Source organism: Streptomyces sp. NPDC013317 (genome assembly GCF_055563155.1).
This window is the reverse complement of record NZ_JBVHDX010000016.1, coordinates 94,587-113,222: the sequence shown is the minus strand read 5'-3', so window position 1 is coordinate 113,222 and position 18,636 is coordinate 94,587. Positions and strand designations below refer to the sequence as shown.

Here is an 18,636-nt window from a genome sequence, read left to right as displayed (position 1 = left end):
GCGCGCGCATCCCACCACGGGGACGAACGAGGGGGCCGCGGTCTTGACTGCCGACACCACCGAGCCGGAGCGGCCCGCCGCCGATCCGGCCGAACGCAGACGCGAGCAGCGCGGCTGGTACTTCTACGACTTCGCCTGCTCGGTGTACTCGACGAGCGTGGTCACGGTCTTCCTCGGCCCCTATCTGACGGCGGTCGCCGAGTCGGCGGCCGACGGGGACGGCTTCGTCCACCCGCTGGGCATACCCGTGCGGGCGGGCTCGCTGTTCGCGTACGCCGTCTCGGCGTCGATCCTGCTCGCGGTCGTGGTGATGCCGCTGGTGGGCGCGGTGGCGGACCGTACCGGCCGCAAGAAGCCGCTGCTGGCCGCCGCCGCGTACACCGGCGCGGCCGCCACCCTGGGCATGTTCTTCCTGAGCGGCGACCGCTATCTGCTGGGCGCGTTCCTGCTCATCGTGGCGAACGCCTCGCTCGCGGTCTCGATGGTGCTCTACAACGCCTATCTGCCGCAGATCGCCGAGCCGGACGAGCGGGACGCGGTCTCCTCGCGCGGCTGGGCCTTCGGCTACACCTCGGGGGCGCTCGTCCTCGTCCTCAATCTCGTCCTCTATTCGGGCCATGAGTCCTTCGGGCTCTCCGAGGGAGCGGCGGTGCGGATCTGTCTCGCCTCGGCCGGACTCTGGTGGGGCGCCTTCACCCTCGTGCCGCTGCGGCGGCTGCGCGACCGGCACGTCCAGCCGCTGGGCGAGGGAACGGTCGGCGGGGGCTGGCGGCAGCTGGTGGCGACGCTGAAGGACATGCGCCGGTATCCCCTGACGCTGTCGTTCCTCCTGGCCTACCTCGTCTACAACGACGGGGTGCAGACCGTGATCTCCCAGGCGTCGATCTACGGCTCCAAGGAACTGGGACTCGACCAGACGACGCTGATCACCGCGGTGCTGCTGGTCCAGGTGCTCGCGGTCGCGGGCGCCCTCGGCATGGGGCGGCTGGCTCGCTCGTACGGCGCCAAGCGCACGATCCTGGGCTCCCTGGCGATCTGGACGCTGATCCTGGGCGCGGGGTACTTCCTGCCGGCAGGCGCGCCGGTGGCGTTCTTCTGTCTGGCGGCGGCGATCGGTCTGGTGCTCGGCGGGAGCCAGGCGCTGTCGCGGTCGCTGTTCTCCCATCTCGTCCCGCGCGGCAAGGAGGCGGAGTACTTCTCGGCCTACGAGATGAGCGATCGCGGCCTGAGCTGGCTGGGCCCACTGGTGTTCGGGCTCGCGTATCAGCTGACCGGGAGCTACCGAGATGCCATCATCTCTCTGGTGATCTTCTTCGCGGCCGGTTTCGTTCTGCTCGCGCGGGTACCGGTACGGCGTGCCGTGGCCGCCGCGGGCAACCCGGTTCCGGAGCGGATTTAGACGCGGCAGTGAAAGGCCGGTAGTGTACGCCTTTGGCCTGCCAGGCGGACCGTTACTGCGTGCTGCTTTGGTGAAGACGCTGGGTGACATCTGCTGTCAGATGTGACAAACCGGGCACTGGTGGGTAGAACAAGGGGCGGCACGACGGGCGACGCATGACCCGGAACGGGAATCTTTACCGCCGACCGGACGTTGACCGGATGACGACGACAGCGACACCTGTCCTGTGGGCGACAAGCCCGGGAGGCACGATTCATGAGTGAGCGAGCTCTTCGCGGCACGCGCCTCGTGGTGACCAGCTACGAGACCGACCGCGGCATCGATCTGGCCCCGCGCCAGGCCGTGGAGTACGCATGCGAGAAGGGCCATCGTTTTGAGATGCCCTTCTCGGTGGAAGCGGAAATTCCGCCGGAGTGGGAGTGCAAGGTCTGCGGCAGCCAGGCACTCCTGGTGGACGGGGACGGCCCCGAGGAGAAGAAGGGCAAGCCGGCGCGAACGCACTGGGACATGCTCATGGAGCGGCGCACCCGCGAGGAGCTGGAGGAGGTCCTGGCCGAGAGGCTGGCGGTCCTTCGTTCCGGCGCCATGAACATCGCCGTGCATCCGCGCGACAGCCGGAAGTCCGCCTGACGGACGGCACGGCCCGAGCAACGCCGCGGGGCCCGGTACACCTTGTGTGTACCGGGCCCCGCGGCGTTTCTGTCGTTTGTCCCCGCGGACCGCGGCTGGAGCCGCCCTGCGGATCGCGGGGACGTACGAGCGTCACGGTGTCAGCGGCGGACGGGGTTCCTGAGCCCGCTGGGGGCCCTGGGGGGCGTCGTCGCGGATGACCTGACCCTGCACGACCTTTCCGTCGGGCCGGTGGATCCGGGCCTGCTGGAACGCGTCCTGGAGGCTGCCCGGCGGAGCGGCGCTCATCCTGCGCTCGGCGAGCTTGTCGGCGTACCTGCCGAGGAGGGAGCGGACCGGCGGCACGAGCAGCAGCAGACCGGCCGCGTCCGAGACCAGGCCGGGGATCATCAGGAGCAGACCGCCGAGCATCAGGAAGCCGTTGCGGTCGCCGGCGCCTGCGCGCTCGGCACCGGTCGGCGGGACACCGGCCTGCGCGGCCGCCTGGGCCTGCTGGAAGGTCTCGGTGAGGTTCCTGAAGGCGCGGCGGCCGGCCCGCTTGATCACCACGGCGCCGAGAACGGCTCCGCCGACCAGCAGGCCGAAGACGGCGAGCCCGCCCACGGCGTCCGCCACCGCGATCAGCAGCCAGATCTCGAGGACCAGCCAGACGGCGAGGGCCAGGGGGAGAAACGTACGCGCGCGTGAGCGCTTGGGGGCGAGGGAAGGCGTGGCGCCGGTCGTCATGTCCCCCAGTGTGCCTGGCCGGTCGCAGGAACGTCGTAAAGGGGAGATCAGCCCCGACCCGGCGGTGCTCAGCCCGCGGACTTGCGGCCGAGCAGCTTGCCGACCTTGTTCGCACGGGCCGTCAGGCCCCAGCCGGTGACCCGCCACAGGGCCTCGACGACGATGTTGCGGCTCATCTTCGAGTCGCCGATCTCGCGCTCCACGAAGGTGATCGGGACCTCGACGACATGGAAGCCGGCGGCGACGGCCCGACGGGCCAGGTCGACCTGGAAGCAGTAGCCGGCCGAGGCCACGTCCTCCAGGCCCAGGCCCTCCAGGGTCTCCTTGCGGAAGGCCCGGTAGCCGCCGGTGACGTCGCGGATCGGGACGTCGAGCATGACGCGCGAGTAGAGGCTGCCGCCGCGGGAGATGAACTCGCGGGACTTGGGCCAGTTCACGATGCGCCCGCCGGGGACCCAGCGTGAGCCGAGCACGAGGTCGGCGCCCTTGAGGGCGGTCAGCAGCCGGGGCAGCTCCTCGGGCTGGTGCGAGCCGTCGGCGTCCATCTCGACGAGGACGCCGTAGCCGTGGTCGATGCCCCAGCGGAAGCCGGCGAGGTACGCCGCGCCGAGCCCCTCCTTGCCCTTGCGGTGCAGGACGTGGACGTGGTCGTCCTCGGCGGCGATCTCGTCGGCGAACTTGCCCGTGCCGTCGGGGCTGTTGTCGTCGGCGACGAGGATGTGCGCCTCCGGTACGGCCGCCCGTACGCGCGAGACGATCGGCTTGATGTTCTCCGCCTCGTTGTAGGTCGGAATGATCACCAAGGCTCTGCCGAGCGGGCCGTAACGCCTCTGGCCACCGTCGTTCACTGCTGCCCCTTCGGATACATACGCGAACCCCCACCATAGCGAGCCCCGCGCGCGACTCCGTCGCGGCGGGGCTGATTGTGGGCGGGACGGCGCGCGGGACGCCACGCGCGGCGTGCGGATCGGGGCCCGGCGCCCTTCGGGCCGACCTGGAACCCGCTGGCTGCGGGTCGACCGAGAGCCGTTGTCTACTGAACGTCCGGGCCCCACCCGGGTCGCACCTTCCGCCGGGAAAACCTTCCCTCGCCCCCGAGGCACGGGCGCTGAACCTGAGGTTTGGAACCGGTCGGACGTCCTGTGGTGGACGCGGGAGAACCTACCCGCCCCTGGAGGCTCGCTGTCAACACCCGCTTGACCTGCGAAGATGACCGATACTGCCAGGTCAGTGGGGAGGGTCCGCAGGTCGTCGACGAGCCGGTTGATCATCGATCGGCGGTACGGAACGTCCCTACGTCACCCGTTCAGCCGGTCGAAGACCGTTTGTCCGAACACCACCGTGCGCAGACAGAGCGGAAGGTCGCCGCCGGGGGTCAGATCGGGCAGACCGGGCGTTCCGGAACGGGGGTCGGTCGACCAGCGGGCCACCCGGTCGTCCGGGGCCTGGACGACCAGTTCCTCGGCGCGCCAGATCGCGTAGTCGGCCGGGGCGCCGGGGACGAGCGTGCCGGCGTCGTCGCGCCCGACGGCCCGCCAGCCGCCCCGCGTGTGGGCGGTGAAGGCGGCACGGACGGAGATCCGGTGCTCGGGGGTGCGGTGGAAGGCGGCGGCGCGAACGGTGCCCCAGGGGTCCAGCGGGGTGACCGGGCTGTCCGAGCCGAAGGCCAGCGGGACGCCGGCACGGAGCAGGGCGGCGTACGGGTTGAGGGTGCGGGCGCGCTCGGCGCCGAGCCGGTCGGCGTACATGCCGTCCTCACCGCCCCAGGCCGCGTCGAAGGCAGGCTGGACCGAGGCGGTCAGCCCGAGTTCGGCGAAGGCGGCGATCGTCTCGGGGGTGAGCATCTCGGCGTGCTCGACGCGATGGCGCGCGGCGCGGATCCGGGCGAGGCCGAGCTTCTCCGAGGCGGCCCGGACGCCGTCGGTCACGGCCGTGACGGCCGCGTCGCCGATGGCGTGGAAGCCGGCCTGGAGGCCCGCCTCGGTGGCGGCGACGACATGGGCGGCGACGGTGGCGGCGTCGAGGTGGGAGACGCCGTGGTGCGCGGCGTCCGCGTACGTGTCGTGGAGGCAGGCCGTGTGGGAACCGAGCGAGCCGTCGGCGAAGAGGTCGCCGGCGGCGCCGACGGCGCCGAGGGCGCGGGCCCGGTCGACGTCGAGGTCGGCCCAGTAGCCGACGACGCGGGGACCGGCCTCCTCACGGGCGAGGTCGAGCAGGCCGGTGAAGTCGTCCTCGGAGGAGATCTCCGGCCCGCCGCACTCGTGCAGGGTGCCGATACCGAGGGAGGCGGCGCGCCGGCGGGCCTCGCGCTGGGCCTCGGTGCGCTGCAGGGACGAGAGGGCCGCATAGGCGGCGGCGCGGACGGCGTGGTGGGCGTCGCCCGTCAGCGGCTCGCCGTCGCGGAAGCCGGTGAGGTCGCGGATGCCGGGGACGAGGTCGAGCAGGGCCGTGGTGACGACGGCGGAGTGGACGTCGACGCGCGTGAGGTAGAGCGGCCGGCCGCCGGTCAGTGCGTCGAGTTCGTCGCGGTGCGGGGCCCGGCGCTCGGGCCAGCGGGCGGCGTCCCAGCCGTGCCCGATGAGGATGCGGTCGTCGGGACGGGCGGCGGCGTGGCGACGAATCAGCTCCGCCGCCTCGGCGAGCGAGGCGGCGGAGGTCAGGTCGAGGCCGGTCAGAGCGAGACCGGTCGCCGTGGTGTGGACGTGGGCGTCGACGAACGCGGGGGTGACGAGCGCGCCTTCGAGGTCGACGACCTCGTCCACGCCGGAGGCGAAGGCGTCGGCCGCCCCCTCGGAGCCCACCCAGGCGACGTGTCCCCGCTCGACCACCATGGCGGTGGCGAACGGGTCGGCGGGGCTGTGGACGTCTCCACCGCGCAGCAGGACGGTGCGGTGCTCGCTGTCGATACGGGTCTCGCTCATGGTGACCAGGCTAGATGCGCGGCGGCCTGGCTTCGTACGGGGTCGACAGGACGACCGTGGTGCGGCTGGAGACGCCCGCCTGGGTACGGATGCGGGTGAGCAGGTGCTCCAGCTCCAGCGGGGTCGCGACGCGCACCTTGAGGATGTAGTTCTCGTCGCCCGCGACGCTGTGGCAGGCCTCGATCTCCGGGATGTCGGCGAGCCGGTCCGGGGTGTCGTCGGGCGCGCTCGGGTCGAAGGGTTTGACCGAGATGAAGGCGGTCAACGGCAGCCCGACGGCCTCCGGGTCGACGACGGCGGCGTAGCCGCGGATGACCCCACGCTGCTCCAGACGGCGGACGCGCTGATGTACGGCCGAGGTGGACAGGCCGGTGGCCTTGCCCAGGTCGGTGTAGCTCATGCGCCCGTCTCTGACGAGCAACTCCACGATCTGACGATCCAGCTCCTCCATGCGGTCAACCTATTGCCCCGGGAGACCATCGGCACAGCCGGGGGCCCTGTCGCTATAGACGTCTATGGGCACCCGCGAGGCACCTGCGAGGGGCATGTGACGAACGCCACAGGTTCGTGGGCAGCTCGATCGAGACCTCACGGTTATGCGGGTGGCCGTATGGGAATTGCTTGCTTTGGTCGAGGCCATACGTACTTCGGTCGACCCACCCGAGGGGGAGATTCACCATGCAGGAGCCTGTCGATTCGGTCGAGACGACCGACGAGCTCGACGCCTACGACACCTTCGAGATGTACCGGGTGATCTGCCCGGACTGCGTCCAGCCGATCGCGCTGCTCGCGGACGAGGACGTACTGCCGGAGCACGCGCTGTGCCCGACGCCGTGGAACCCGTTCGTGCTGACGGTCTGCCCCGGCACCGGCCGCGCCGCGTCCGACGCGCGCCCCGCGGACGAGACGCTGGAGGTCCAGGAGCAGGACACCGCGCTCCTGCTGACGCTGCCTCAGGGGCTCGACTGGCGGACGCAGCCCTTCTCGCACGTCGGCGGTCCGGGCTCGCGTCCGATCAAGGTGCCGCAGATGCGGCGCGCGGCGTGACGACGCCCTACCAGTAGCTTCCCCGCACCATCGCCGCGAGCGTGGCGTGGTGCAGGATCAGGCTGTCGGGATTCTCCGGCACCTGAACCTCTCCGAAGTGCGCCTGGCGGTACGCGACCCTGAGCATCACGATCGCGTGCCGCAGCGCCGCGTAGAGGGTGTGGAACTCCATGGCGCGCGGTACGTGACCGGTGAGGGCCGCGTACCGCCGTTCGACCGCGTCGCGGCGGAGGAACCCGGGCAGCCCCGGCTGGCCGAAACCGACGGTCAGGTCCTGGAAGAAGCGGTGCAGGTAGACGGTCCAGCCGAGGTCGACCTCGCGCGGGGCGTAACCGGCCATTTCCCAGTCGAGGACGGCCGCGGGCTCGAAACCGTCGTAGACGATGTTCCCGATGCGTGCGTCGCCCCAGTTCAGGACGGCGGGACCCTCGTCGGCCGGCCAGTGCGCGTCCAGCCAGTCGAAGGCCGACTCGATCAACGGGGACGGTGCAAGTCCCTTCACCACCCAGGCGTAGTAGGCGCGTTGGGCGTCGACATGGCGCCGCAGCGGGCTGCCCTCACCCTCGGGGAGCAGGAACTCGGCTTCCTTCGAGGGGAACTGGTCGTGCAGCCTGGCAAGAACGGAGACGGATTCGGCCTCCAGCCGGGCCCGTTCGGCGTCGGTGGCGGAGTGCAGCCAGTTCCCCTCGTACGTGTACGGCATGACGTCCGGCGGGACGCGTCCCTCGGCCCGGGCCATCACGAAGAAGGGCGCGCCGAGCGGAACCGGGTCGCTCTCCAGCCAGAGGACGCGCGGGACCGGGACGTCCGTGTGCTCCCCGACCAGGCGCATCACCCGGTGCTGCCGCTCCATGTCGTACACCGGGAAGATCGTGTACGCGGCGGGGTCGGCGGCCAGCCGGAGCGCGCAGCCCCGCACCGGGACTTCGGGGTGCTCGATGTCGAAGAGCAGGGTCTCGCTGGACATGCCGTTGGATCCGGGCACGGCGAGTCCCGTGACCCGGGCGCCCGGAAGGTGGCGGTCGAGCCAGCCGGTGAGCCGGCGGCCGAGCTCCTCGGGATCACGGGTGGTGGTGCGCGGGCGGGGGGCGGTCTCCATGGGCTCTCTCCTCTAGGGGGCTCGGTTCGCCTCGGCTCTATGGGCTCGGTTCGCCTCGGCCGGTCGGCCGTGGAGGTGCCTCGGCCGGTGGGCCGGGGAGGTGCCTCGGCCGGTCGGCCGGGAGGCGCCTGGGCCGGGGGGCCGGGAGGCGCCTGGCCCGTCGGCCGGGAGGTGTCTCGGTCAGTCGGCCGTGGAGGTGTGGTCGGCGAAGCCGCTGGGGTCGTGGCGGCCGAAGGAGCCGTGCTCGAAGATTCCGTAGCCGGTACGCCCTTCGAGCGTGAACCGGGCCGCGTGGTCGGTGACGCCGAACGCGGCCATGGGGTGCGCCGCCGGGTCGGAGAGGTCGTAGACCCTGCGGTCGGTCCAGTCGCGGCCCTGCCAGGTGCCGTGCTGCCAGTCGGCGGCGGGCGGGTAGCCGGCGCCGACGGCGAGCGGGGAGGAGGCCAGGATCTCCACTTCGACTTCCAGGGGCTTGCCGGCCGCATCGGTGAGATGGACGACGGCCCGCTCGGGGTGCCGGGTGCCCGTGCGGTACGTGATGTCGGTGCGGGGCCAGCCGAGTTGGACGTCCCGTCGCCCCTCCCGTACGAGCACCGCCTCGCTGAGGGTGCGGTAGCCGTCGGCGTCCTCCTGGGCGATGACCATGAGGAAGCGGTCGTCGAAGCGCATGGGTATCCAGAGCCAGTGGAAGCCCTCGGGCCGGAACTCGTCGGCGCGGCCGGCCTCCTCCCCCGGTATCGGCCGTACGCCCCAGCTGCGATCGCGGGTGCCCGTCCACTCCGCCGCCGTGACGGTGAACTCCTCGCCGCCGGCCCGGATCGTGCCCGTGCAGTGGCCGGCCTGGACGAAGCGGCGCCCTTCGAGGGTGAGCCGGTCGCCACGGCGCTGGGTGTGGTGCGGCTCCCAGACGGCCGGGAAGTCACCGGTCCAGATCAGATCGAAGGAGAGCCCTTCGGGATCGGCCGGGTCGGCGCCGCAGTGCAGGGTGAGCGTCTTCAGCGGTTCGTCGACGGTGATGCGCAGCGGGCCGACCGCCAGGTTCATCCGGTCGTCGCCGAGCGCGTCGGAGGCCCGCACGGCGTGCAGCCGGTCGCCGACGCGGAGGGTGGCGTAGGCGTCGACGACCCCGGTGTTGGGGTAGACGCCGAGCCCGGCGATGAGCAGGGCGCGCCCCGCGTGGTCGAAGACGTGGAAGATGCAGCGGTCGTAGACGTTGCGGTCGCCGCTGACGTGGTGCTTCATCGACAGCGGCGCCTGGTGCACGGGGTACTCGTCGAGCGCGACGGGCCGGTCTTCTGACACGTGTGACCTCCTGGGCGACAGCGGGATCTGACGGTATGTCAGCAGACCTGCCGGGGGCCAGAGTCGTGCGGCGACGGATCGGGCGGCGCGACCTGCCAGGGCGTCCGCCCCGACTCGCCCGGCGCAGACCCCGGGTAACCCCCGAACGCCTCCTCGAATCCCCCCGGCGGTGACCCCGCCCCGGCGGGTCGCGTTGGGACAGTCATGACATCGCTGTACACCGCCCCCATCGGCAGCGGACGACGGCGCCTCGCCGAGCCGCGCTTTGAAGAATCGGTTCCGCAACCGACGCCGCACGCCTCCGACCCGCCCATCTACAAGGCGCTGATCAGCCAGTGGGCCAGCCACGGCCGGACGCTGCCGGGCCGCACCGACCAGGAGTGGAACCGGCTGACCGCCGCCCCCGTCTGGGCGGACCGGACCGTCCGCATGAGCGGCGTCAGCGGGACTCTGGTCCGACAAGGTGGCGCGCGATGACCATCCGCTGGATCTGATTCGTGCCCTCGACGATCTGCAGCACCTTCGCCTCGCGCATGTAGCGCTCGGCGGGGAAGTCCGCCGTGTAGCCGTAGCCGCCCAGCACCTGCACCGCGTCCGTCGTGATCCGCATCGCCGCGTCCGTGCAGTAGAGCTTCGCCATGGCCGCCTGACGCCCGAAGGGCCGGCCCTCGTCACACAGGCGCGCCGCCTCCAGGTACAGCGCCCGGCCCGCCTCGACCCCGGTCGCCATGTCCGCGAGCAGGAAGCGGAGCCCCTGGAAATCCGCGACGGGCCGGCCGAACTGCCGCCGCTCCCGGGCGTACGCGACGGCGACGTCGAGCGCGGCCTGCGCCACCCCCACGGCGCAGGCGGCGATCCCGAGGCGCCCGGAGTCCAGGGCGGAGAGCGCGATCGCGAACCCCTGCCCCTCCTCGCCGATCCGGCGCGCGTCGGGAATTCGCACCCCGTCGAGGTGGAGCTGGGCGGTGGGCGAGCCCTTCATGCCCATCTTCCGCTCGGGCGCGGCCGCGCTCAGGCCCTCCGCGTCGCCGGGCACGAGGAACGCGGTGACTCCCTTCGGACCCTCGCCGCCCGTGCGGGCCATGACCGTGCAGAAGTCGGCGATCCCGCCGTGGGTGATCCACGCCTTGGTACCGGTCAGGACCCAGTGGTCACCGTCCCGGACGGCACGCGTCCGCAGCGAGGCCGCGTCCGACCCGGAGGCCGGCTCTGAGAGGCAGTACGCGCCGAGGAGACCGCCGCCCAGCATCCCCGGCAGATGGGCGGCCCGCTGCTCCTCGGTCCCGAAGTGCGCCAGGGCGTGGCAGGAGAGCGAGTGGACACTGACGCCGAGCCCGACGGTGAGGCGGGCGGCGGCCAGCTCTTCGAGGACCTGCAGGTAGACCCCGTAGGGCTGGTCACCACCGCCGTACTCGGAGTCGTACGGAAGTCCGAGCAGTCCGGAGGAGGAGAGCAGCGAGAAGAGGTCGCGGGGAAAGCGGCCCTCGGCCTCCTGCTCGGCGGCGCGGGGTGCGATCTCCCGCTCGGCGATCTCACGGACCAGGGCGAGCAGCTCCCGGGCCTCCTCGGTGGGCAGGCGGCGTTCCACGGTCTGCGGGGCGCGGTCGGGCATGGCGGCGCATCCTCCCTCTCGGGCGCTGCGGCGGTTCACGCGGGTGACGCGGCGCCGCCGTCGGTCACTGCTGCGCCGATGCTGCCCCCGACGGTTCGCGCGCGGGGGCGCCCGGCGCCCGTGGCGCAGGGAGTATGCCCGTTCGGCGGCCCGCGATCACACGAGGCGACGCCTCGGGGCCCGGCCTCGGGGGCCGGGGGTCACATCAGGCCGGTCTGGGTGACGAACATGGCGAGGACGACGACGAGGGTCCAGCCGAGGACGTGCTCGAGGATCTTCGGCCCGTCGTCCCGGGGCCCCCCGGTGCGGGCGCGGGTGCGGGCGGCGGCGTGGGTGGTGGCGGTCATGGCGCCCACAGTGCCAGCCGCCCACGGCCCCGGAGTAGGACGCGGGTCACGGTCCCGGGGCCGTACCGCACACGTCAGCGCACGCCGACCGCGGCGAGGGCCCTGCGCTGGGCGGGGGCCGGCCGGTCGGGGAAGTAGAGGTAGCAGACCCCTCCGGTACCGGAGACCACGGCGCCGCTCGCGTTGTGCCGCTTGGTACGGAGCCAGATGTTCTCCAAATGGGAGGGCGCCGCTTACCACGCGGCGCCCTCCTGCACAAATATGCAGGTCACAGGCTCGGACCGCGTGAGACAAATCGAGGGCGGACGCGCTGGTGCTGACCTGGTGCTGACTTCCGCTGACGTCCGTTCCGGCCCGTTCGGGTGCGTCGTGCTGGATCGGTACTGACTCCGCACCCCTCGGCCCCCGGCGGTTTTTCGCCCGCTTGGTGCGGCCGTCTTTCGCCCCTAACGTCCTCGCGAGCAGCCGAACAAGCGCAGAGGAAGTGCCTGCGAGTGAGCCGATTTGGGACGAAGGCCCGCAGGGCATAGAAACACGCCCTTGTTCTCGTGGAGGATGAGAACGAGGTATTCCGCAGGAACCAATGCCCGCAGGACAGGGAGACCGGGGTTCGTGGTCTCACGCTGCCAGCATGAGCCACTTCGCGCGGACCACAGCCCGCAGGGCACAGAAACGCAGGGGGAGCGGCTCCCTTACGGAAGACCTTCCCCATTCATAGGGACTAAAGGACCGCAGGGCGGACGTCCCGGGGATCGGACAGGCAGAAGACGTACGCGTACACGTTGGTCGATCACCTTCGCTGACGGGTAGGAACCTTCATGCCGAGCTCATCACTTCATGTCAGGAGTGAATAGAGCGAATTAACTGCGCTCTCAACTCCGTCCACTAGATCACCTATCGTCGGCATTACTGGCTCGCCGCTTACAACGGCATCGCCACCGAAGGCAACCTCGAAGCTGAATGAAGGCTCTCCGCCGACGCCTTGGGCGGCGCTCTCCCTCGCGGCCTTCATCACTCTGTAGATCTCAGTTCCGTCCTGAAGGGGGTACGCCCGGTCTGCTGGGAGCAGACCAAACCGGACCTCCCCCGCTCCGGGGAGGCCGACGGACACGTTCACGCTGCGATGCGCCGCTCCTACCGTGAGAAGCAGATGGTGCTTGTCTGCGATGTCAAGTCGGTGGAGCTTCCAGAAGCGGTCGTCTCCACCCAAGAACGGGCGCAGAGACTGAATGGCGGTTACAGCGGCAGGCGATGCATCTTTCAAATATTTCTTGCAAATCTCGTTGAAAGCAGTCTCCGCAGCCGGTGAACGTCTCCACTCACAACGGCTCAGCCCGGCCGATGCTGACCCGACATGGGGAACGCGTACGCTCCGTGCTGGAGAGCGAGACATCCGACCGGTTCGGAGATCGGAGTGAAACGAGTGCACTCAGCAATCCATCGGTGCGGCAGCTTCTTCCGGGTCGGGTCGCGTTCGGAAGCGGCAGAGAATAGTCGGCGGACAGCATCTCATCGGTGACGGGGCGACGGGTTTTAGATGACGAACTTCACCTATGAGGCGACAGGATCCGGGTCTGTCGCCGCCCATCGCATCGGGACGGCGATCACCGGCCCGGTCACCATCCTCACGGCCGAGTTGCTGAACTCAGCGCGCGATGTTCAGGCGCCTGCCGCGTTCGCCAACCTGCCGCCGGCCCCGCTATGTCTGGGGCGCACGGACGCGCTGGGCTGGCTCCGCGGCATGCTCAAGGCGGAGCCCGGTCAGCGGGCTGTCAGGACTGCCGTGATCCAGGGCCTCGGCGGCGTCGGCAAGAGCACCCTGGCGCTCGAGTATGCCCACATACACCGCCACGACCACACTGTGACATGGTGGATCGCCGCTGGATCTCCCGCCAGCGTCGAGCAATCGCTGGCCGACCTCGCTCTGCGGCTGATTCCCACGTGGGCCGGCACCGCATCGACCGAAGAGCGCGCCGCTTGGGCGATGATGTGGCTGCAGTGGCATCCAGGTTGGCTGCTGGTTTTCGACAATGTCGAGGATCCGGCCGATCTGCGGCCCTACATCGGCGCGCTGAACGGCTACGTCATCGCCACCAGCCGACGGTCGGCCGGCTGGCCGGCCTCCGTCGCCACGCTGGCCTTGGACGTGCTCGACCTGGCTGCGGCAAGTGAACTTCTCTGCAGGCACGCGCTCGGCGAGAACCCGCCGACCCACCGCCAGGTGCATGAAGCCCGGGCACTCTCCGCCGACCTGGGGCAGCTTCCCATCGGCCTGATGCAGGCTGGCGCCTACCTAGCGCAGAACCCGACGATCGGCATCGAGCGCTACCGCCGAAGGCTGATCAGCGCGTTGGACAAGGCTGCTGAAGGTGTCGACCCAGAGCGCACCGTCGCCCGTATCTGGCGCCAGACGATCAGCACCCTCACGGAGCGCAACCCTCTGGCAGTATCCGTCCTGTCCACGTTGGCGTGGCTGGCGCCCGATGACATCCCGGTGGAACTGCTGGCCCCCCTCGCCGACGACAGCGACGACCTCCACGAGGCCCTGGGGATCCTGGGCGTCTATTGCATGGTCTCCCTCACCCGGGACACGGTGGGCGTCCACCGACTCGTCCAGGCCACCCTCCGGAACCAGTCGCTCCTTGGCGGCACGGCGCCGGCTGGCCGGCTCGAGGCCGAACGGCTGCTGTGCGCTGCGGTCATACCGCTGGGAGAACCGCCCGACTCTGGCCGGTCCCCCGCCTGGGATCGGCTGCTCCCACACCTCGTCGCGCTCGCGGCCACCACTCCTGACGGGCACGCAGATACGTTTCCCGCCGGACGGTACGCGAGCGCTGCGAGCTATCTCCGTGACCTCGGTCATGACGCCCGCGCCGTTCCGCTGCTCACGGCGGCCCTCGCCCGCTGCGAAGCGCTCGCCGGCGCCGAGCACGAACTCACCATGAAGGTCCGCGCGAACCTGGCCAACGTCTACCACGGAGCCGGGGACTTCGGCCGGTCCATCGCGATCCTCGAACCGATGGTCACCCAATGTGCGCAGGTCTTCGGCGACTCGCACCCGGGGACTCTCACCGTTGTTTCCAACCTTGCCAATTCCTACCGTGACTCCGGCGATCTGGCCCGTGCCGTCAGTCTCCACGAGGAGACGTTGGCGCGACGTAGGCAAGCACTGGGCGACAACCACTCCGACACTCTGGTCAGCTGCGAGCAGCTGGCCCTCACCTATCACGCGTCCGGCGACCTGGATCGTGCCATCTCTCTGCATGAAGCGACCCTCACGCAGTACGAGCGATCGCTAGGACCAACCCATCCCGCCACGCTGACCAGCCGGAACGGCCTTGCGGCGGCCTACCTCGCCTCAGGCGACCTGTCCCGCGCCATTCCGATGTACACCGCTGTGCTCGCCCAATGGCAGCAGGCGCTCGGCGACAGCGATCCCGAAACCATCACCAGCCGGAACAACCTTGCCTACGCCTATGCGATCGCCGGACGCCCCGACCGGGCGGCGCAGCATCTCGAAACGGCCCTGGCCCGGTGCGAGGAGGTGTACGGCGAGGCGCACCCGGAGACCATTGCCGTCCGCGCGAACCTCGGCTGCGCCTACCGGGACGCCGGGAACCCGTCCCGTTCGCTCCCACTGCTGGAGGCCGCGGCAGCGCAGGGCGCCCACCTGCTGGGCGACGCCCACCCCCAGACACTGACCACCAGGAACGGGCTGGCGCAGGCGTACCAGACCGCTGGCGACGCCGGACGGGCGATCGCCGAGTACGGCACCGTCCTCGAGCACCGTGCCGCGCTGCTCGGCGAGACCCACCCCCACACCCTCGCCACCCGCAGCGGCCTCGCGAAGGCCCACCTTGCGGCGGGTGACCCGGTGCGCGCCGTTCCACTGTTCGAGACCGTCATCGCGCAGTGCGATCAGGTCTTCGGCGAGGCGCACCCGGACACTCTGGCCAACTACATCGGTCTGGCCGACGCACTGCGTCAGACAGACGATCCGGCGCGGTCGGTGCCTCTCGCGGAGACGACACTGGAGCGGTGCATCCGATCGCTCGGCGAGCACCATCCGCACACCGTGGTGTGTCGGAGCAACCTGGCCATTGCACACCTCACAATCGGTGACGCTCAGCGCGCCGTCCAACTTCTCGAGGCCACCGTGCGGAAGGCCGGCCTCGTCTTCGGCGACACGCACCCGCACGCTGTCACCGGCCGGATGAACCTGGCCGGCGCCCACCTCGAGTCCGGCAACGCGGCACAGGCAGTCATCGTCCTAGAGGACATCCGCGCGCAGCTGGAGGCCGAACTCGGCGCTACCGACCCGCAAACACTCCATTGCACCGCCATGCTGGCCCGCGCCCTGGGCGGGTCTGGCAGCCCCGCCCAGGCGACCGAACTACTGGAACGCAGCGTCACGCTCACCGAGAAGGAACTCGGCGCCACCCACCCGGAGACACTCGAGCAACGGCGGTGCCTGGCCGAGATCTACCGGTCAGACGGCCGACCCGATCTGGCCGTGCCACTGTACGAAGCCAACCTCTCCCATTGGCAACAGACCCTCGGCGACCACCCGAATGTCCTGATCGCCCAACTCGCCTTGGCGGACACCCACCAGGAGGCCGGCGCACACCGAAAGGCGATCGCCCTCTATCGCGCAGCCCTCGACCGGACTGAGCCCGTCCTGGGCCCAGAGAACCCGCTCGTCGCACAGATCCGCGGAAGGATCGACTCAGCCAAGTAGGCGGCTTCGGCGGCTGGCCGTTCGTGCTCCAGTGACGGTGCTCCGTTTCCCTGGTCAGCGGCCTGGTGGTCGGCGTACAGCCAGCTGCGTCAGAATCAGGAAGGTGTTCGCTTGACCCGCGTGGAGTGAGGCCAATCGACGGGCCGCGAATTGCGGATGTGGCGCGTGCGCGCTCGCTGGGCGTCCTAGTCTGATGCCCTGGCCTGAGTCAGCAACGGGAATTCAGAGGTGGGTTGTGGGAACAGAGATCGTGCAGTTCGTGGAGCAGGCAGGGCCGTATCTGAGCGCGGCCGGCCCTGGGTGCCTATGGTGCGGGGGTGCTGGCTCGGGCTGAGGACGCTGCGGTGGGAGCGACGGCGAACGCAGGGCGCAGTATTCTGCACGCGGTCTGGCGGCGCCGGAGCGCGGCCGGACGCCCGGAACTGGAGGCGGCGGTACGTGAGGCAGCCGAGGAACCGGGGGACGCCGATGCTGCTGCCGCCCTGCGCCAGCAGATCAAGCGGGCGCTACGGGAGGATCCGCAGTTGCTTGCCGAACTGGCCGCCCAGCTTCCCGCGGCCGGTTCGGTGACGATCACCGCGTCTGGTGAGCGGTCCATCGCCGCACAGACCATCGGCACGGCCGTCACCGGCGACAACACCACGATCCAGCCGTGACCCAAACCACCCCTTGCCCGCGCAAGGCGTGGTACCGCGCGATAAGACGGCCCGATCTGCCCGCATATACCCCACACGACTTGCGGCACAAGTGGGCCACCATTGCCCTGACGAATTACGTGTGCATTCACGAGGCGTCGCACTGACTCGGACATCGTTCGATCAAGGTCGCGGTGGACCGGTACGGCCGCCTCGCTCAGGACAGCCAGGGCGCTGCCGTCAGGTCGTCGAAACGGCCGTTGGCCGCACATGCTCACAGCAGACCGACCTCCTGCAGCGCGCGGTGCTGACCTGGTGCTGACTTCCGCTGGCGTCCGTTCCGGTCCGTTCGGGCGCGTCGTGCTGGATCGGTACTCACGCCGGGGGCCCTCGTCGGCCGGCAGACCTCCACGCGCTTGGTGCGGCCGCCCTTCCTCACTACCGTCCTCGCGAGCAGCTGAAGCAAGCGTAGAGGAACTGTCTGTGAGTGAGCCGATGTGGGACGTCAAGGCGCTTGCCGCCTATCTCGGGAAGCCGGCTTCTTGGGTGTACGACAACCATCTCAAAGAAGGGGTGCCGAGCTTCCGGGTAGGCCAACACCTACGGTTCTCTCCGGTGGAGGTTCGCCAATGGCTAGAAGAGCGTTGCCGAATGGTCACATGAAGGCCAAGTACAAGGAGACGGCGCGGGGCGGGCTCGCGGTGAACATCATCGAGTGCTGACGTTGTAGGCCCTGACCAGCGCGTTTGCTTCTTTCAGCGCTGTCAGGGCCTTCCCTGCTTACCCGGCGGAAAGTCCCTGGAACCTCCCTAAGGGCTGTCCCGTAAATGATCTTCTGGTCGTCTCAAGCGTGGTGGGCTGCCATGCGGCCCGCTTCCCTCATCCGGCGAGGGCGAGGTTGTGCATGCGGGCGATGCCGAGCATGGCGTGGTGGACGCCGTCGCCTTTGAGGCGGCAGTCGCGGAGGATCTTCCAGGTCTTCATGCGGGCGAAAACGTGCTCGACGCGGGCTCGGACCTGCTTGTGGGACTTGTTGTGTTCCTCTTTCCAGGCCGGAAGTTCGGCCTGACCGCGCTGCCGGCGATGGGGGATGACGAGTCCGGTGCCCGGGTAGCCGCCGTCGGCGATCGTGACGGTGTTGCCGACGGCGGCCTTGGCGCCGGATTCCTCCCACGCCTTGCAGTCGTTGCGGTTCCCGGCAAGGGGCCGGCCGACCACGACGACCAGGCGGGTGTCGGCGTCGATGACGACCTGGTGGTTGGTGGAGTACCGGTAGTTTTTGGAGCGCTCGGCGATGGTGTGGTCGCGGGTGGGGACCAGGGTGCCGTCCACGATGAGAACGGTGTCCTTGGCGAACCGTTTGCGGGATTGGAGAGCGCGCATCGGCGCGAGGTGGTTGATGATGCGGTCCGCCGCCGACTTCGAGATCCCGAACAGCGGGGCGAGCTGGCGCATGGTCAGGTTCGTTCGCCAGTACGCCGCGACCAGCAGGGCCCGGTCCTCCAGCGGAAGGCTCCACGGCCGGCCCTTGCGGACCGCATCCGCACCCCCGTGCCGCAGAACGGTCACCATTTTGCCGAACTGTCGCGGGCTCAGCCCGGTGAACGGGGCTATCCAGGACGGCTCCGACGCCGTGATCACACCAGCCACGGCGAGATCGTCTCATCTTGATCAGGCTGCGGGGCCCGCCTGCCTCTGGCTGGAGACATCTCGGTCGCCCGGGCGGATTCGGCATGAGAACCTCACACCCGTGGCTACGGAAACCGAGGTGGGAAAGCTGTTGCACCAGCGCGGCTGGCGGACGGCATTCACGGTCGCTGAAAGGGTGAACGCGTGGGCCGCCCTGGTGAGCACCATCGAGCGCGGCTACGGCGACTACATCCACGAGTACGCCAACGACCTCTACTGCCGAAACTGGCTGCACGAGGCGTGGCTCCTGCTGGACGACCACATCGTCCAGCTCTGGACCCCGCAGATCAAAGCTCTGGACGACCGGTACAAGGCCGCGACCATCGACGATGACGGCATAGCACTCGACCAGTTCCACGGGCTCCCCGGCCCCGACCTGTGGTGGTGGCGGCGACACCCCCGCATCCTCACCGGAGACCTCGGGCGTTCACTTCGCGCGGCCGGCGCCATCGGCACCGACCCGGACACAGCCTGACCCTCAGCCTCACGGC

General features: G+C 70.0%; 17 protein-coding genes and 1 pseudogene. 7 read left to right on the top strand and 11 right to left on the bottom strand.

Annotated features, from left to right (window positions below):
- Positions 1-43 precede the first annotated feature (43 nt).
- Both ACZ3IJ_RS31460 and ACZ3IJ_RS31455 read left to right on the top strand, forming a co-directional pair.
- The gene (locus ACZ3IJ_RS31460; RefSeq protein ID WP_467473715.1) at positions 44-1,399 is read left to right on the top strand and encodes an MFS transporter; all 1,356 of its coding nucleotides are present in this window, start codon (positions 44-46) and stop codon (positions 1,397-1,399) included.
- 255 nt (positions 1,400-1,654) lie between these two features.
- Complete coding sequence (locus tag ACZ3IJ_RS31455; protein WP_026278069.1) at positions 1,655-2,029, top strand: RNA polymerase-binding protein RbpA; 375 nt, start codon at positions 1,655-1,657, stop codon at positions 2,027-2,029.
- Between the two features lie 132 nt (positions 2,030-2,161).
- Here ACZ3IJ_RS31455 and fxsA read toward each other — a convergent pair whose 3' ends face one another.
- The 4 genes from fxsA to ACZ3IJ_RS31435 form a co-directional block, all read right to left on the bottom strand.
- Positions 2,162-2,755 (bottom strand): FxsA family membrane protein, encoded by a 594-nt coding sequence (fxsA, locus tag ACZ3IJ_RS31450; protein ID WP_467473713.1) that lies wholly within the window; start codon positions 2,753-2,755, stop codon positions 2,162-2,164.
- 68 nt (positions 2,756-2,823) lie between these two features.
- Positions 2,824-3,603 (bottom strand): polyprenol monophosphomannose synthase, encoded by a 780-nt coding sequence (locus ACZ3IJ_RS31445; RefSeq protein WP_467473711.1) that lies wholly within the window; start codon positions 3,601-3,603, stop codon positions 2,824-2,826.
- A 450-nt stretch (positions 3,604-4,053) separates the two neighbouring features.
- A complete protein-coding gene (locus ACZ3IJ_RS31440) occupies positions 4,054-5,676 on the bottom strand; it encodes an amidohydrolase (protein ID WP_467473709.1) in 1,623 nt (540 codons plus the stop codon).
- Positions 5,677-5,686: 10 nt separating this feature from the next.
- Positions 5,687-6,127, bottom strand: coding sequence for an Lrp/AsnC family transcriptional regulator (locus ACZ3IJ_RS31435; protein WP_260231077.1), 441 nt, complete (start codon positions 6,125-6,127; stop codon positions 5,687-5,689).
- A gap of 227 nt (positions 6,128-6,354) precedes the next feature.
- Between ACZ3IJ_RS31435 and ACZ3IJ_RS31430 the strand changes: the two genes are divergently transcribed.
- Positions 6,355-6,723 (top strand): hypothetical protein, encoded by a 369-nt coding sequence (locus ACZ3IJ_RS31430; RefSeq protein WP_352186610.1) that lies wholly within the window; start codon positions 6,355-6,357, stop codon positions 6,721-6,723.
- Positions 6,724-6,730: 7 nt separating this feature from the next.
- On the opposite strand, the gene ACZ3IJ_RS31425 is transcribed toward ACZ3IJ_RS31430, so the two are convergent.
- Positions 6,731-7,822, bottom strand: a complete 1,092-nt coding sequence (locus tag ACZ3IJ_RS31425; RefSeq protein ID WP_467473706.1) for a phosphotransferase family protein — start codon at positions 7,820-7,822, stop codon at positions 6,731-6,733.
- A 180-nt stretch (positions 7,823-8,002) separates the two neighbouring features.
- The gene (locus ACZ3IJ_RS31420; RefSeq protein ID WP_467473704.1) at positions 8,003-9,124 is read right to left on the bottom strand and encodes an Rv3169 family protein; all 1,122 of its coding nucleotides are present in this window, start codon (positions 9,122-9,124) and stop codon (positions 8,003-8,005) included.
- Between the two features lie 204 nt (positions 9,125-9,328).
- On the opposite strand from ACZ3IJ_RS31420, the gene ACZ3IJ_RS31415 reads away from it, so the two are divergent.
- Entirely contained in the window at positions 9,329-9,601 is a 273-nt protein-coding gene (locus ACZ3IJ_RS31415) for a hypothetical protein (protein ID WP_391799793.1), read from the top strand.
- Here the strand turns inward: ACZ3IJ_RS31415 and ACZ3IJ_RS31410 are convergent.
- The 4 genes and pseudogenes from ACZ3IJ_RS31410 to ACZ3IJ_RS31395 form a co-directional block, all read right to left on the bottom strand.
- Positions 9,564-10,736, bottom strand: coding sequence for an acyl-CoA dehydrogenase family protein (locus ACZ3IJ_RS31410; protein ID WP_467473701.1), 1,173 nt, complete (start codon positions 10,734-10,736; stop codon positions 9,564-9,566). The genes ACZ3IJ_RS31415 and ACZ3IJ_RS31410 overlap by 38 nt on opposite strands.
- A gap of 200 nt (positions 10,737-10,936) precedes the next feature.
- Positions 10,937-11,083: an SCO1431 family membrane protein gene (locus tag ACZ3IJ_RS31405; RefSeq protein ID WP_467473699.1), complete on the bottom strand. Its 147-nt coding sequence runs from the start codon at positions 11,081-11,083 to the stop codon at positions 10,937-10,939.
- 74 nt (positions 11,084-11,157) lie between these two features.
- Positions 11,158-11,298 (bottom strand): annotated as a pseudogene (locus tag ACZ3IJ_RS31400) (peptidase C39 family protein); the annotation flags it as partial.
- Positions 11,299-11,918: 620 nt separating this feature from the next.
- Positions 11,919-12,200, bottom strand: coding sequence for a hypothetical protein (locus ACZ3IJ_RS31395; RefSeq protein WP_467473697.1), 282 nt, complete (start codon positions 12,198-12,200; stop codon positions 11,919-11,921).
- A gap of 420 nt (positions 12,201-12,620) precedes the next feature.
- On the opposite strand from ACZ3IJ_RS31395, the gene ACZ3IJ_RS31390 reads away from it, so the two are divergent.
- Positions 12,621-15,821: a tetratricopeptide repeat protein gene (locus ACZ3IJ_RS31390; RefSeq protein WP_467473695.1), complete on the top strand. Its 3,201-nt coding sequence runs from the start codon at positions 12,621-12,623 to the stop codon at positions 15,819-15,821.
- 317 nt (positions 15,822-16,138) lie between these two features.
- Positions 16,139-16,477, top strand: coding sequence for a hypothetical protein (locus tag ACZ3IJ_RS31385; RefSeq protein ID WP_467473693.1), 339 nt, complete (start codon positions 16,139-16,141; stop codon positions 16,475-16,477).
- Positions 16,478-17,335: 858 nt separating this feature from the next.
- On the opposite strand, the gene ACZ3IJ_RS31380 is transcribed toward ACZ3IJ_RS31385, so the two are convergent.
- On the bottom strand, positions 17,336-18,106 hold the full coding sequence (locus tag ACZ3IJ_RS31380) for a transposase (protein WP_467473692.1): 771 nt from the start codon (positions 18,104-18,106) through the stop codon (positions 17,336-17,338).
- A 100-nt stretch (positions 18,107-18,206) separates the two neighbouring features.
- On the opposite strand from ACZ3IJ_RS31380, the gene ACZ3IJ_RS31375 reads away from it, so the two are divergent.
- Entirely contained in the window at positions 18,207-18,620 is a 414-nt protein-coding gene (locus tag ACZ3IJ_RS31375; RefSeq protein ID WP_467473689.1) for a hypothetical protein, read from the top strand.
- Positions 18,621-18,636: the final 16 nt, after the last annotated feature.

Coding starts and splice junctions, on each gene's coding strand:
- ACZ3IJ_RS31455 (WP_026278069.1), top strand. CDS start 1,655: ATGAGTGAGCGAGCTCTTCGCGGCACGCGCCTCGTGGTGACCAGCTAC.
- fxsA (WP_467473713.1), bottom strand. CDS start 2,755: ATGACGACCGGCGCCACGCCTTCCCTCGCCCCCAAGCGCTCACGCGCG.
- ACZ3IJ_RS31440 (WP_467473709.1), bottom strand. CDS start 5,676: ATGAGCGAGACCCGTATCGACAGCGAGCACCGCACCGTCCTGCTGCGC.
- ACZ3IJ_RS31435 (WP_260231077.1), bottom strand. CDS start 6,127: ATGGAGGAGCTGGATCGTCAGATCGTGGAGTTGCTCGTCAGAGACGGG.
- ACZ3IJ_RS31430 (WP_352186610.1), top strand. CDS start 6,355: ATGCAGGAGCCTGTCGATTCGGTCGAGACGACCGACGAGCTCGACGCC.
- ACZ3IJ_RS31425 (WP_467473706.1), bottom strand. CDS start 7,822: ATGGAGACCGCCCCCCGCCCGCGCACCACCACCCGTGATCCCGAGGAG.
- ACZ3IJ_RS31415 (WP_391799793.1), top strand. CDS start 9,329: ATGACATCGCTGTACACCGCCCCCATCGGCAGCGGACGACGGCGCCTC.
- ACZ3IJ_RS31410 (WP_467473701.1), bottom strand. CDS start 10,736: ATGCCCGACCGCGCCCCGCAGACCGTGGAACGCCGCCTGCCCACCGAG.
- ACZ3IJ_RS31405 (WP_467473699.1), bottom strand. CDS start 11,083: ATGACCGCCACCACCCACGCCGCCGCCCGCACCCGCGCCCGCACCGGG.
- ACZ3IJ_RS31390 (WP_467473695.1), top strand. CDS start 12,621: ATGACGAACTTCACCTATGAGGCGACAGGATCCGGGTCTGTCGCCGCC.